Here is a 12,614-nt window from a genome sequence, read left to right on the forward strand (position 1 = left end):
CCGATCGGGGCCCGGCCCGAACCCTGCCGAAGGGCGTGGACGTCCTTCGGGATCCCCGGAACTCGAGCGCCGCCTATTCCCGCTGGATCACCCGGTCGACCACGAGGTCGGACCAGAAGCCGGGGCGGAAATCGCGCTTGAGCGCCTCGGGGTCGTAGGCGGTCTCGACCCAGGTCAGGAAGTCGAGGCCCCGCGCCTCGCCCTCGACCAGGTAGCGGGCGAAGAAGGCGTCGAGGATGCCGGTCTTGGCGAAGCGGAAATGGCCGTAGCGCGCCGAGAGCTGGCGCGCCGCCTCCCGCACCGGGCGGCCCTCGTGCAGGATCAGGTAGAGGGCGGCGGCGAGGCCCGCCCGGTCCGCGCCCGACTTGCAGTGCATCACGGCCGGGTACTCGATCGACGCGAAGACCTCGCGCGCGGCCAGGATCGTGGCGCGGTCCGGCGCCTCGCGCGAGCGCAGAACGAACTCCACGAGCTTGAGCCCATGCCGCTCGCAGGCCTCGCGCTGGAGCGGCCAGGAGCCGTGCTCGCGCCCGCCCCGCAGGGTCAGGATGGTGCGCACGCCCTCCCGGCGGAAGCGGGCGAGCTGATGCGGGCCGGGCTGGGCCGAGCGCCACATCTCGCCTCGGCCGACACGGTGCCGGTTGAGATAGGCCATCCGGAACACGCCGTGATCCACGAACAGCATGTTGGCCCAGGCCATCAGCCGCCCGCCCGCGCCGGTGATCGGCCGCTCGAAGCGGGCGATGCGCGCCATGCGCCGGGCGTAGCGCGTCTCGGGCTTCAGGAATCGCTTGAACACGGAGGGCGGATCGGGTCGCTTGCGGGAGGTTGGTCCGCCGCCTCTAACAGCCGCGCCCAGCGGCGGCAATTTCCGGCGCGGCGCCGGCGAAGGTCAACGGCACCGCTCTTGCCTTCAGTTCGCCAGGATCGCGACTGAACCTGCGGGCCGACACCGGTGTTGTCAGCCCGCAGCCCCCACGAGGCAGCCCCACCAGGAAGGTCCGGCCATGAGCACGCGCACCACGAGCATCCGCCGGGCCCGCGAGGGGGATGTCGGCGGGTTGTCGCGGGTGTTCGACGCGGCTTGGCGCGAGGCGTACCGGGGCATCATCCCCGGGGTGGCCCTGGAACGCATGATCGCCCAGCGGGATGGGGCGTGGTGGCGCGGCGCCATGCGGCGGGGCCGCCCGGTCGCGGTGCTCGACGCGGGCGACGCCGTCGTCGGCTACGCGACCTACGGCCGAGCGCGCAGCCGCGGCCTCGGCAGCGAGGGCGAGATCGACGAACTCTACCTTCTGCCGGAATATCAGGGGCTCGGTCTCGGCCGGCGCCTGTTCCGCGCCGTGCGCAACGACCTCGCGGATCACGGTCTGGCGCGCGTCGGCGCCTGGGCCCTGGAGGAGAACAACCGGGCAAGCGCCTTCTACGCGGCGCTGGGCGGCCGCGCCGGCGCACGCGTGCTCGACCGCGTCGCCGGCGTCCCGTTGACCAAGATCGGCTACATCTTCGGATGAATCTTCTGATCAGGTTCGCCCGCCGCCCGCGCGCGGGCGCGCATCCGATTTGATTCTTCTGCCGGCGGTTATAAGAAACCGCAGGAAGCGGCGCCGCACGCGCGGGCCGGGAGGATTTCCATGAACATCGACGCCATCTCGATCGGCAAGAACCCGCCGCACGACGTCAACGTGATCATCGAGGTGCCGCTCGGCGGCGAGCCGATCAAGTACGAGATGGACAAGGAGGCCGGCGCGCTCGTCGTCGACCGTTTCCTCTACACGCCGATGTTCTATCCCGGAAACTATGGCTTCATCCCGCACACGCTGTCGGGTGACGGCGACCCGTGCGACGTGCTGGTAGCCAACACCCGCGCGATCATCCCGGGTGCGGTGATCAGCGTGCGCCCCGTGGGCGTGCTGGTGATGCAGGACGACGGCGGCGAGGACGAGAAGATCATCGCGGTGCCGTCGCGCAAGCTGACCCAGCGCTACAACCGCGTCGAGAACTACACCGACCTGCCCGACATCACGGTCAGCCAGATCCAGCACTTCTTCGAGCACTACAAGGATCTAGAGCCCGGCAAGTGGGTCAAGATCGTGCGTTGGGGCGACCGCGCCGAGGCCGAGCGCCTGATCCAGGAAGGCATCGAGCGCTACGCCAAGACCAAGGCGTGAGGGGCGGGGGCGACGCAATCGCCCCCGAAGAACCGCTGTCCGGGCTCTCTCCCTGGTCCCCCTATGCGGGGAAGGGGAGAGCCGCCGCCGCGGCGCTCGTTCCGCCCTACAGCCGTTCACCCCGCATCAACCGCGGCTGCGCGCCCCGCGAGGCGGCGGCCTCGCCGATGAAGAAGCGCTTCAGCCCCGGCATCCGGTCGACCAGCCCGAGGCCGAGGTCGCGGGCGAGCCGAAGCGGCAGGGCGTCGTTCGAGAACAGGCGGTTCAGCCCGTCCGTCGCCGCACCCATCGCCAGCGTATCGAAGCGGCGAGCGCGCTCGTAGTCGCGCAGAACCGTGTCCGAGCCCGGATCGAGGCCGAGGCGGAGCGCTCCGGTCACGGACTCGGCGAGCGCGGCAGCGTCCGCGAGCCCGAGATTCAGGCCCTGGCCTGCGATCGGGTGGATGACGTGGGCGGCATCGCCCAGGAGCGCCAGCCGGGCCGCGCGGAAGCGGCGCGCGATGCCGAAGGCCAGCGGGTAGGCGTGCGGTCCCGCCTCGAGGCCGAGCCGGCCGAGTTCCGGCGTGAAGCGCCGTTCGATCTCGGCCAGAACCTCCTCCGCGTCCCCGCCGAGCAGCGCAGGCACGTCGCGGCTGCGCTCCGTCCAGACGATCGAGGAGCGGTGGCCGAGCGCGCCCCCATCCGCCAGCGGCAGCACCGCGAAGGGCCCGCTCGGCAGGAAGTGCTCGTAGGCCCGGCCCCCATGCGACCGGTCGTGCCCGATCGTCGCGACGATGCCCGATTGCGGGTAGGACCAGCCGACCCAGCCGATCCCCGCCGCCTCGCGCAGGCGCGAGCGCGCCCCGTCCGCCGCCACGACCAGGCTCGCTGTCTCGGCCGTGCCGTCCGGCGCGACCGCGCGGATGCCGTCGTCCACGACCTCCGTGCGGGCGATGCCGCGGGCGACGAGCGCGACGCCGGCCTCCCGGCAGGCGTCGAGCAGGGCGGCGGCCAGCGGCTCGGCCTCGACCATGTGGGCGAAAGGCGCGCCGTCCTCCACCTCCGCCCCGGCCTCCCGCCCGAAGGTCAGGAAGACGGGTCGCACCGGGTCGGCGAGGCGGCTGTCGCTGATCACCATCTCGGTGATCGGCTCGGCCGCGGTCCCGAGGCGCTCCCAGATGCCCAGGGTCGCGAGCATTCGCCGCCCGCCCGCCGCGACCGCGTAGGCGCGGCCGCGGTGGCGGCCCGCGCCCGCGGCGAGCGCCGGATCGTGCACCGCGACGGCGAGTGCGCCTGCGTGCGCCCGGGCGAGCGCCAGCGCCAGGGTCAGCCCCGGGATACCGCCACCGGCCACGATCAGCTTCCGGCCGCCCGACCGCCCGCTCGCTCCGCTCATCCGTCTCCCCGGGTTTGCCCCCCGCCCGCGCGTGGCTTGCCGCGCGGGCGGTGCTATGTCGATCCGCGTTCACCGATAACCCACCGCCGCGCCGAAAGGCACCGCTCGCCCCATGACCGACATCGTCACAGAGCTTCTCGACATCCTCGATCTGGAGCGCCTGGAGGAGGACCTGTTCCGGGGCGTGAGCCCGAAGGTGAGCTGGCCCCGGGTGTTCGGCGGGCAGGTGGTGGCCCAGGCGCTCGTGGCGGCCAGCCGCACCGTGCCGGCGAGCCGGCCGCCGCACTCGCTGCACGCCTACTTCCTGCTCGGCGGCGACCCGAAGGCGCCGATCGTCTACGAGGTCGAGCGCATCCGCGACGGCGGCAGCTTCACCACGCGGCGCGTGCGCGCGATCCAGCACGGGCGGCCGATCTTCGCCACGTCGGTCTCGTTTCACGCCGAGGAGGAGGGCTACGCACACCAGATGCCGATGCCGGGCGCGCCCGACCCCGACGCGCTGCCGTCCGTGCAGGCGCTGATCGCGCGGGGCGGAGCGACCCTGCCGCCCGCGCTGACCGGCTATTTCGCCCGGCCCCGCCCGATCGAGCTGAAGCCGGTGGACCTCAGACGCTACCTCGAACCCGGTCCGGCCGAGCCCGTATGCAATGTCTGGCTGCGGGCGGCCTCGCTCCTGCCGGACGATCCGGCGATCCACCGCGCGGTGCTGGCCTACGCCTCCGACATGACGCTGCTGGACGCGACGCTGATCGCCCACGGCCGCTCGGTGTTCGATCCCGACATCCAGGGTGCGAGCCTCGACCACGCGCTCTGGTTCCACCGCCCGTTCCGGGCCGATTCCTGGCTGCTCTACAGGCAGGACAGCCCGAGCACCGGCGGGGCCCGCGGCTTCGCCCGGGGCCAGATCTTCGCTCAAGACGGCACCCTGGTGGCTTCGGTGGCCCAGGAAGGGCTGATCCGCCCCCGCCGCGGCTGAGGCACCTCCGGGAAGCAGATCTGCCGCCGGGATCGCCAACTTGCGCGTTTTTTAGGCACAAGCTCGGCCATTGGAGCGGCAGATACGCATCAGATACGATCAAAGCCTGGGCAGACCGACGCCACCCCAAAAGGTTCCGCCCTCGCGAGCCCTGGCATAGTCCTTGAATGAGGCGCCTCCGATCGCGGGGCCATGCCGGCCCACCGCGGACAAACGGACCGAGGCCCACGCCGCCCGAGCGCGCCGGCCGAGGCCCCAACCGGAAGCAGGGGGCGCCGCCCATGAAGATCGTGATGGCCATCATCAAGCCGTTCAAGCTGGAGGAGGTGCGCGACGCCCTCACCGGCATCGGCGTGCACGGCCTGACGGTGACCGAGGTCAAGGGCTACGGCCGCCAGAAGGGTCACACCGAGATCTATCGCGGCGCCGAGTATGCGGTGAGCTTCCTGCCCAAACTGAAGATCGAGGTGGCAGTGGCCTCCGATCTCGTCTCCAGCGTGATCGACGCGATCGCGGCGGCCGCCCGCACCGGCCAGATCGGCGACGGCAAGATCTTCGTGATGCCGCTGGAGAAGGCCGTCCGCATCCGCACCGGCGAGACCGACGCCGACGCTCTCTGAGTTTCGCCGGGCCGAAGCGGCCCGGGGCGCGGGCAGGCCGCGCCACCCGCACAATCCTTCACCTCAAGCGACAGCAAACGCGACCGGGAGTCTCGTGTCCATGAAACTTCGCAACGCCCTCGCGCTCGGGCTGGGAGGTGCGGCACTCGCCGCGCTCCTGATCGAGCCCTCGCTGGCACAGACACCAGTGCCGGAAGCCGCCTCGCCGCCGCCCTCGCCGGTGCCGAACAAGGGCGATACCGCCTGGATGCTGGTCTCCTCGGCCTTCGTGCTGATGATGGTCGTGCCGGGCCTCGCCCTGTTCTACGGCGGCCTCGTGCGCACCAAGAACATGCTCTCGGTGCTGACCCAGGTCTTCGCCATCGCCTGCATCGCCTGCCTGCTCTGGGTCTGCTTCGGCTACAGCCTCTCCTTCACCAACGGCGGCGGCCTCAACGACTTCGTGGGCGGCTTCTCGAAGGCCTTCCTCAAGGGCGTCGACGCGAACTCGGTCGCCGCGACCTTCTCGAACGGCGTCGTGATCCCCGAATACGTCTACATCTGCTTCCAGATGACGTTCGCGATGATCACTCCGGCCCTCATCGTCGGCGCCTTCGCCGAGCGGATGAAGTTCTCGGCGTTGGTCGTGTTCTCGATCCTCTGGGTCACGCTGATCTACTTCCCGATGGCCCACATGGTCTGGTACTGGGGCGGCCCGGACGTGTTCGCGGACGCCGCCAAGAAGCTCGCCGCAGCGGGCGGTGAGGCGAATGCCGCGGCGAAGGCCGAGTACGACGCCGTGCTCGGCGATGCGGGCCTGCTCTTCAAGTGGGGCGCCCTCGACTTCGCAGGGGGCACCGTGGTCCACATCAACGCCGGCATCGCGGGCCTCGTCGGCTGCCTGATGCTCGGCAAGCGCATCGGCTACGGCCGCGACCTGCTCGCCCCGCACTCGCTCACCATGACGACGATCGGCGCCGCGCTGCTCTGGGTCGGCTGGTTCGGCTTCAACGCCGGCTCGAACCTCGAGGCGAACGGCTCGGCCGCGCTCGCGATGATCAACACCTTCGTGGCCACTGCCGCCGCCGCCGTCTCCTGGCTGTTCGTCGAGTGGGCGCTCAAGGGTAAGCCGTCGCTGCTCGGCATGCTGTCGGGCGCGATCGCGGGTCTCGTCGCCGTCACCCCGGCCGCGGGCTTCGCCGGCCCGATGGGCTCGATCGTGCTCGGCCTCGTCGCCGGCGCCGTCTGCTTCATCATGTGCTCCAGCGTGAAGAACGCCCTCGGCTACGACGACTCGCTCGACGTGTTCGGCGTGCACTGCGTGGGCGGCATCATCGGCGCCATCGCCACCGGCATCCTGGTCAACCCGGCCCTCGGCGGCGTCGGCATCCCCGACTACACCACCAAGCCCGGCGAGCTGACTGTCGGCACCTACGAGCTCGCCACCCAGGTCCTGGCCCAGGTGAAGGCCGTCGGCTTCACCATCCTGTGGTCGGGCATCGGCTCGGCGATCCTCTACAAGCTGGTGGATCTGACGATCGGCCTGCGCGTCACGCAGGAAGAGGAGCGCGAGGGTCTCGACATCGCCGACCACGGCGAGCGCGCCTACAACTACTGATCGATCCAATCACGCGATCCGGTACAGGACGGCCCCGGCTCCCAGAGCCGGGGCCGTTCCGCGTTCGGAAGACCTTGAGCGGGGTTCGAATCAGCCCGTGATCCGGGCAGGGCGACGGGCTACGCGACGAGCACACGGGCGCCGCTGGACCGGAGCTCACGGACGTTCTTTGATCCTCAATCAAGGCTTGCTTAACCAAACCGGGAAACCCAGCTCGCGCCATTGTGTCGTTGCTGCAACATCCGGTCGCCAACGATCTTCGAGACCTCCGAATGCACGAAAACTAGGCAGATGCTCGCAGTTTGATTTTGCGATGCATGGTCCGTTTCGGCACCTTGGACGCACACAAGAACACTTGGGGCTCGAAATTCCATGACTGTGAAGCTGATCCTGCGAAGCGCGACCGCGTCGGCTGCGCTGATGCTCGGCCTCGTCCAGGCTCAGGCCGCCGACATGCCGGCGCCGGTCGCAGTGCCCGTAACGGGGCCCTGCAAGACCGCCATCACCTTCCCGGCCTATGCCGGCGTGATCAAGCAGAACCCGGATCCGTCCTGCTTCACCACCGGAATCGGCGACATCTACGTCGGCGGCGCCATCACCGGCTACGCGTATAATTACAGCGACCGCATCTCGTCGTTCTACACGCCGTTCGTCCCGGGGCAGCGCGACGACCGCGTCGCCCGCGTCGACTTCAGCAACGTCCAGGCCTTCATCCAGAAGGCCGACGGTCCGTTCCAGTTCTACATCCAGACCGGCCTGTACTCGATCCCGGCACTTGGCTTCCCGACCTTCAGCGCGATCGACCAGACGGGCCTGCTGTTCAGCCCGCTCCCGGTGGTGTTCGGCAAGTGGGTGATCAACGACGAGTGGTCGATCCAGGGCGGCCGCATGCCGACCAATATCGGCACCGAGCTGGCCTTCACCTTCCAGAACCTGAACATCTCGCGGGGCCTCCTGTTCAACCAGGAGAACATCATCAACCAGGGCGTGCAGATCAACTACGCGAGCGGCCCGCTCGCGGCCTCGTTCGCGGTCACCGACGGCTTCTACTCGGGTGAGCTGAACTGGGTCACGGGCGCGATCACCTACAAGCTCGACGACTACAACACCATCGGCGTCAACGGCGGCACGAACTTCTCGCACTACGACAGCCTGAACCAGAGCGCGCGGTTCTACTATGCCACCCCGTTGCCGCAGCAGAACAGCAGCATCATCAGTGCGAACTACACCTACGCCAACGGCCCGTGGATCGTGACGCCGTACATCCAGTACACCAGCGTCGATCGGGTCGCCTCGATCGGTCAGATCGGCGGCGAGACCTTCGGCGGCGCGATCCTGGCGAGCTACGCCTTCACCGACAACTTCGCCCTCGCAGGTCGCTTCGAGTACATCACCCAGAGCGGCAGCCCGACCCTGCTCAACCGGACGAACATCCTCGGCTACGGCCCTGGCAGCGCGGCCTACTCCTTCACGGTCACGCCGACCTTCACCTGGGGTCGCTATTTCATCCGCGGCGAGTACTCGCATGTCGAGCTCACCGACTTCCAGCGCGGCGACCTCGCGCTCGGCGGCACCAATGTGGGCTTCGGCTTCGGTCCCGCCGGCAACCGGGCGAGCCAAGACCGCTACATGGTCGAGACGGGCTTCACCTTCTGATGTTCCTCGGGACGCGCCCGGCGCGTCCCGCATGGACCACGCGAACGAGGGGCGGCGAGATTTCTCGCCGCCCCTCGTTCGCGTGGTCGAATGGTCATGGATCCCGAAGGTCCGAGGCCTTCAGGTGCGGGGTGCGGAACCCTGCGGCAGGGCTCCGCGCTGCGCCCTAGGCCGCTCGAGAGAGCCTCGCCTTCTCCTGCGCGAAGGCCCAGTCCAGCCAGGGGAAGAGGGCTTCGAGATCGGCGGTCTCGACGGTCGCGCCGCACCAGAGGCGCAGGCCCGCCGGCGCGTCCCTGTAGGCGCCGATATCGAGGGCGACGCCCTCGCGCTCCAGGGCCGCGACGATGCCGGAGGCCACGGCCGCAACGGCCGCATCCCCCTTCGCCAGCACGTCCGGATCGGCGATGACGAGGCAGACGCCGGTATTCGAGTAGGTGGCGGGATCGACTGCGAGATGGCCGATCCAGGGCGTGCGCGCCACCCAGGCATGGACCGCGGCGGCGTTGGCATCGGCCCGCGCGTGGAGCGCGTCGAGGCCGCCGATCGACTCGGCCCAGCGCAGGGTGTCGATGTAGTCCTCGACCGCGAGCATCGAGGGCGTGTTGATGGTGTCGCCCTGGAAGATGCCTTCGATGAGCCGACCGCCCTTGGTGAGGCGGAACACCTTCGGCACCGGCCAGGCGGGCGTGTGGCTCTCCAGCCGCGCGACGGCGCGGGGCGAGAGGATCAGCATGCCGTGCGCGGCCTCGCCGCCCATCACCTTCTGCCAGGAGAAGGTGAGGACGTCGATCTTGTCCCAGGCGAGCGGTTGCGCGAAGGCCGCGGAGGTGGCGTCGCAGATCGTGATGCCCTCGCGGTCGGCCGCGATCCAGTCGCCGTTCGGGACCTTCACGCCGGCGGCGGTGCCGTTCCAGGTGAAGACGACGTCGCTGCGCCGCGTATCGATGGCCGAGAGGTCCGGCAGCGTGCCGTAGGACGCCTTGTGGATGCGCGGGCTGATCTTCAGCTCGGAGAGCGCGTCGGTGACCCATTCGAGGCCGAAGGCTTCCCAGGCCGCGACCTCGACGGTCCGCTCACCCAGCATGGTCCACATCGCCATCTCGACGGCGCCGGTATCGGAGGCGGGCACGATGCCGATGCGGTAGTCGGCCGGCACGCGCAGCACTGTGCGAGTCAGGTCGATCGCCTGCTTCAGCTTGGCCTTGCCCAGCGCCGAGCGGTGCGAGCGGCCGAGCGCGGCGTCCGAGAGGGCCTGGAGGTTCCAACCGGGGCGCTTGGCGCAGGGGCCGGACGAGAAGTTCGGCACGCGCGGACGGGCGGCGGGACGGTCGGACATCGGCATCACCTGGCAGTCGGATTCGCCATGACGCTGGGGCGAATCGAGCCGGTGCTCGTGCGCCGAGTCGCGGTCGTGCGCAAGGGGCTTGCCCGCAACAGGGATATGCCGATCGTCAGCGCGCCCGCCCAGGCGCGTGCACCGCCAAGAGATCCGGCCGCCGCTCGGCGGTGATCCGCTCGGCCTCGGCCCGGCGCCAGCGGGCGACGGCGCCGTGATTGCCGCTGTTCAGCACGTCGGGAATCGAGCACCCCTCCCACTCGCGCGGCCGGGTGTAGTGCGGGTATTCGAGGAGCCCCCCCTCAAAGCTCTCCTCCTCGCCGGAGGCCGCCTTGCCCATCACGCCGGGAAGCAGGCGCACGCAGGCGTCGAGGAGCGTCAGGGCAGCGATCTCGCCGCCGGATAGCACGTAGTCGCCGATCGAGACCTCCTCCAGTCCGCGCCCCGCGATGACGCGCTCGTCCACGCCCTCGAAGCGCCCGCAGACGACGAGCGCGCCCGGCCCCTCGGCGAGGGCCCGCACCCGCGCCTGGGTCAGCGGGCGGCCGCGGGGCGACATCAGCAGGCGCGGGCGGGCATCGCCCGGCTCCGTGGCAGCGTCGATCGCCGCCGCCAGCACGTCGCAGCGCAGCACCATGCCGGCGCCACCGCCGGCCGGGGTGTCGTCCACGCTGCGGTGGCGGCCGATCCCATGCTCGCGGATGTTGCGGGCCTCGCAGGTCCAGTCGCCCCGGGCCAGCGCGTCGCCCGAGAGCGAGATGCCGAGCGGGCCCGGGAACATCTCCGGGTAGAGGGTGAGGATCGTGGCCCGCCAGGGCCGGGAGGGCATCGTCATGCGGGGGTGATGGCGGGGGCACCGGCCTGGGTCAATCGCGCGCTGCAACGGCCCGGCAGGCGCCGGCGTTGCCCGCCCGATGATCCGCGCCGCCCTCGTCCTGCTCGCCCTCTCCGCCGCTGCCCAGGCCGCCGAACCGCTGGGACCGCCGGGCGCGACGGCCTCCGCCTTTCCGAAGCCGGACCGGCCGGTGGCCGAGATCGTGGCGCCGCAATGGACGCCGGAAGGCCAGCGCGACCGCAACGGCGAGTTCGCCGACGTGGCGCGCCTGCTTCGCATCGCGCCCGGCGAGACGGTGGCCGATATCGGCGCGGGCTCGGGCTACTACGTGGTGCGGCTGAGCCCGCTGGTCGGCCCGCAGGGCCGGGTCCTCGCGGAGGACGTGACGCCGAGCTACCTCGCTGCCCTGGAGAAGCGGGTGCGGGACCTCTCCAACGTCACGGTGGTGCGGGGCGAGCCGCACGACCCGCGCCTGCCGCCGGCCTCGGTCGATGCGGCGATCCTCGTCCACATGTATCACGAGATCGTCCAGCCCTACGGGCTGCTGCACAACCTCGCGGCGGCGATGAAGCCCGGCGGCCGGGTCGGCATCCTCGACGCCGACGCGGTGCCGGCCCGCCACGGCACGCCGCCGGCGCTGCTGCGCTGCGAGCTGGCGGCCGCGGGCTACCGCGAGACCGACTTCTCGTGGCTCAAGGACGGGACCTACCTGGCGGTCTTCGAGGCGCCCGCGCCGGAGCGGCGGCCCGATCCCGCGGGCATCCGACCCTGCGCCGACACGGCGACGCGCGAGGGCCGCTGAGCGGGCTCAGGGACGTTCAGGCCGGTTCGTCGGCGGGCTTCTCGCCGGGGGGTGCGAAGAAGTCTCCGGGCAGCACCGCGACGACGCGGCCGTTCGCGACGTCGAGGGTCGGCACGAAGGCCTTGGTGAAGGGGAGGAGGGCGGTCGGGCCGCCCTGCACGGAGCGGATCTCCAGGAGGTCGCCGCCGCCGTAATTCGGCACCGCCACGATGCTGCCGAGCTGAGCCCCGGCCTCGTCCACGACCGCGAGCCCGATCAGGTCGGCGAGGAAGAACTCGTCCTCGTCGGGCTCCCCGAGCTTCTCGCGCGCGATCGACAGGCTGACCCGGTTGAGCGCCTCGGCCCCGGTGCGGTCGGCCACGCCCTTCACGCGGCAGAGCAGGATGTCGGCGGCGGCGCCCGGGGCAGGGCGGGCATCGAGGAGTTCGAGGCTGCGCCCGTCGGAGGTGCGCAGGGGGCCGTAGCCCGCGATGGCGAGCGGATCACCGGTGTAGGATTTCAGCCGGATCTCACCGTGCAGGCCGTGCGGGCGGCCGAACTCGCCGAGCAGCACGAGGTCGGGATCGGGCGAGACGGGCTTCGGGGGAGGCGCCCTGCGGGCGGAGGTCACCGCGGCCGGATCGAGACGGCCCGAGCGCCGCGCGCCGTCGCCGTGCGAGTGGGATCCGGGACGACGGGCCATGCGGGGCTCTGTCCTTGGCTGGTGCGCCGCGGGGCGGCGGGCGGGGAGGGCAGTCACGCGGCGCGCCGTGGCGCACCGACCGGTACCGCCCTCGCTCCGTCCCCTCCCCATACCGGGGAGGGGCTGGTAAGCAAGGGCCGAGGACAGGCGCCTCAGGCCGGTGGCCCTCAGGCCGCGGCGTCCTCGGCCGGGGCGGCCTTCTCGGCGCGCTTGGCGGCGCGCTCCTTGGACTTCTCGCCGGGCTCGGCCTTCTGCGGGTTGTTGCGGGCCGGGCGCTTGGCGAGGCCGGCGGCGTCGAGGAAGCGCAGGACGCGGTCGGTCGGCTGGGCGCCCTTGGCGAGCCAGGCCTGGACCTTCTCGGTGTCGAGCACGATGCGGGCCGGATCGTCCTTGGCCTTCATCGGGTCGTAGGCGCCGACCTTCTCGATGAAGCGGCCGTCGCGCGGGGAGCGGGCGTCGGCGACGACGATGCGGTAGTACGGGCGCTTCTTGGCGCCGCCACGGGTGAGACGGATCTTCAGGGACATGGTTTTCTCCTAGAACGAGGTCATGGACGGGCGGAGG

At 70.9% G+C, this 12,614-nt stretch carries 13 protein-coding genes; 7 read left to right on the forward strand and 6 right to left on the reverse strand.

Translation table 11 applies throughout. The features are described from left to right. Positions 1 to 73: 73 nt before the first annotated feature. On the reverse strand, positions 74 to 799 hold the full coding sequence (locus DK427_RS12630) for a tyrosine-protein phosphatase (RefSeq protein ID WP_109951571.1): 726 nt from the start codon (positions 797 to 799) through the stop codon (positions 74 to 76). 208 nt (positions 800 to 1,007) lie between these two features. Between DK427_RS12630 and DK427_RS12635 the strand changes: the two genes are divergently transcribed. Together DK427_RS12635 and ppa are read left to right on the forward strand one after the other, a co-directional pair. Then, positions 1,008 to 1,514 carry a GNAT family N-acetyltransferase gene (locus tag DK427_RS12635; protein WP_109951572.1) on the forward strand — a complete coding sequence of 169 codons (507 nt, stop codon included), beginning with the start codon at positions 1,008 to 1,010 and terminating at the stop codon, positions 1,512 to 1,514. 120 nt (positions 1,515 to 1,634) lie between these two features. Further along, positions 1,635 to 2,171: an inorganic diphosphatase gene (ppa, locus tag DK427_RS12640; RefSeq protein ID WP_109951573.1), complete on the forward strand. Its 537-nt coding sequence runs from the start codon at positions 1,635 to 1,637 to the stop codon at positions 2,169 to 2,171. A 106-nt stretch (positions 2,172 to 2,277) separates the two neighbouring features. Here ppa and DK427_RS12645 read toward each other — a convergent pair whose 3' ends face one another. Next, a complete protein-coding gene (locus tag DK427_RS12645; protein WP_109951574.1) occupies positions 2,278 to 3,546 on the reverse strand; it encodes an FAD-dependent monooxygenase in 1,269 nt (422 codons plus the stop codon). Positions 3,547 to 3,658: 112 nt separating this feature from the next. On the opposite strand from DK427_RS12645, the gene tesB reads away from it, so the two are divergent. The 4 genes from tesB (at position 3,659) to DK427_RS12665 (ending at position 8,395) form a co-directional block, all read left to right on the forward strand. Then, positions 3,659 to 4,522, forward strand: coding sequence for an acyl-CoA thioesterase II (tesB, locus tag DK427_RS12650; protein WP_109951575.1), 864 nt, complete (start codon positions 3,659 to 3,661; stop codon positions 4,520 to 4,522). Between the two features lie 281 nt (positions 4,523 to 4,803). After that, positions 4,804 to 5,142 carry a P-II family nitrogen regulator gene (locus DK427_RS12655; RefSeq protein ID WP_109951576.1) on the forward strand — a complete coding sequence of 113 codons (339 nt, stop codon included), beginning with the start codon at positions 4,804 to 4,806 and terminating at the stop codon, positions 5,140 to 5,142. Between the two features lie 100 nt (positions 5,143 to 5,242). Continuing rightward, entirely contained in the window at positions 5,243 to 6,739 is a 1,497-nt protein-coding gene (locus DK427_RS12660) for an ammonium transporter (protein WP_109951577.1), read from the forward strand. A 372-nt stretch (positions 6,740 to 7,111) separates the two neighbouring features. Further along, entirely contained in the window at positions 7,112 to 8,395 is a 1,284-nt protein-coding gene (locus DK427_RS12665) for an outer membrane beta-barrel protein (protein ID WP_204165307.1), read from the forward strand. 166 nt (positions 8,396 to 8,561) lie between these two features. Here DK427_RS12665 and DK427_RS12670 read toward each other — a convergent pair whose 3' ends face one another. Further along, positions 8,562 to 9,731: a phosphoserine transaminase gene (locus DK427_RS12670; RefSeq protein WP_109954139.1), complete on the reverse strand. Its 1,170-nt coding sequence runs from the start codon at positions 9,729 to 9,731 to the stop codon at positions 8,562 to 8,564. A 115-nt stretch (positions 9,732 to 9,846) separates the two neighbouring features. Then, positions 9,847 to 10,566 carry a tRNA (guanosine(37)-N1)-methyltransferase TrmD gene (trmD, locus tag DK427_RS12675; protein ID WP_109951578.1) on the reverse strand — a complete coding sequence of 240 codons (720 nt, stop codon included), beginning with the start codon at positions 10,564 to 10,566 and terminating at the stop codon, positions 9,847 to 9,849. A 79-nt stretch (positions 10,567 to 10,645) separates the two neighbouring features. Here trmD and DK427_RS12680 point away from each other — a divergent pair, with 79 nt between their 5' ends. Beyond that, positions 10,646 to 11,368, forward strand: a complete 723-nt coding sequence (locus DK427_RS12680; protein WP_109951579.1) for a class I SAM-dependent methyltransferase — start codon at positions 10,646 to 10,648, stop codon at positions 11,366 to 11,368. Positions 11,369 to 11,384: 16 nt separating this feature from the next. On the opposite strand, the gene rimM is transcribed toward DK427_RS12680, so the two are convergent. Together rimM and rpsP are read right to left on the reverse strand one after the other, a co-directional pair. Beyond that, positions 11,385 to 12,050, reverse strand: coding sequence for a ribosome maturation factor RimM (gene rimM, locus DK427_RS12685; RefSeq protein ID WP_109951580.1), 666 nt, complete (start codon positions 12,048 to 12,050; stop codon positions 11,385 to 11,387). Positions 12,051 to 12,217: 167 nt separating this feature from the next. Then, entirely contained in the window at positions 12,218 to 12,577 is a 360-nt protein-coding gene (gene rpsP / locus DK427_RS12690) for a 30S ribosomal protein S16 (protein WP_109951581.1), read from the reverse strand. Between the last annotated feature and the right edge of the window lie 37 nt (positions 12,578 to 12,614).

The sequence above is a fragment of the Methylobacterium radiodurans genome, assembly GCF_003173735.1.
In the GTDB taxonomy this organism is placed as follows: Bacteria; Pseudomonadota; Alphaproteobacteria; order Rhizobiales; family Beijerinckiaceae; genus Methylobacterium; species Methylobacterium radiodurans.

Coding starts and splice junctions, on each gene's coding strand:
- DK427_RS12660 (WP_109951577.1), top strand. CDS start 5,243: ATGAAACTTCGCAACGCCCTCGCGCTCGGGCTGGGAGGTGCGGCACTC.
- DK427_RS12665 (WP_204165307.1), top strand. CDS start 7,112: ATGACTGTGAAGCTGATCCTGCGAAGCGCGACCGCGTCGGCTGCGCTG.
- trmD (WP_109951578.1), bottom strand. CDS start 10,566: ATGACGATGCCCTCCCGGCCCTGGCGGGCCACGATCCTCACCCTCTAC.
- DK427_RS12670 (WP_109954139.1), bottom strand. CDS start 9,731: ATGTCCGACCGTCCCGCCGCCCGTCCGCGCGTGCCGAACTTCTCGTCC.
- DK427_RS12635 (WP_109951572.1), top strand. CDS start 1,008: ATGAGCACGCGCACCACGAGCATCCGCCGGGCCCGCGAGGGGGATGTC.
- rimM (WP_109951580.1), bottom strand. CDS start 12,050: ATGGCCCGTCGTCCCGGATCCCACTCGCACGGCGACGGCGCGCGGCGC.
- DK427_RS12655 (WP_109951576.1), top strand. CDS start 4,804: ATGAAGATCGTGATGGCCATCATCAAGCCGTTCAAGCTGGAGGAGGTG.
- DK427_RS12645 (WP_109951574.1), bottom strand. CDS start 3,546: ATGAGCGGAGCGAGCGGGCGGTCGGGCGGCCGGAAGCTGATCGTGGCC.
- DK427_RS12680 (WP_109951579.1), top strand. CDS start 10,646: ATGATCCGCGCCGCCCTCGTCCTGCTCGCCCTCTCCGCCGCTGCCCAG.
- tesB (WP_109951575.1), top strand. CDS start 3,659: ATGACCGACATCGTCACAGAGCTTCTCGACATCCTCGATCTGGAGCGC.
- rpsP (WP_109951581.1), bottom strand. CDS start 12,577: ATGTCCCTGAAGATCCGTCTCACCCGTGGCGGCGCCAAGAAGCGCCCG.
- ppa (WP_109951573.1), top strand. CDS start 1,635: ATGAACATCGACGCCATCTCGATCGGCAAGAACCCGCCGCACGACGTC.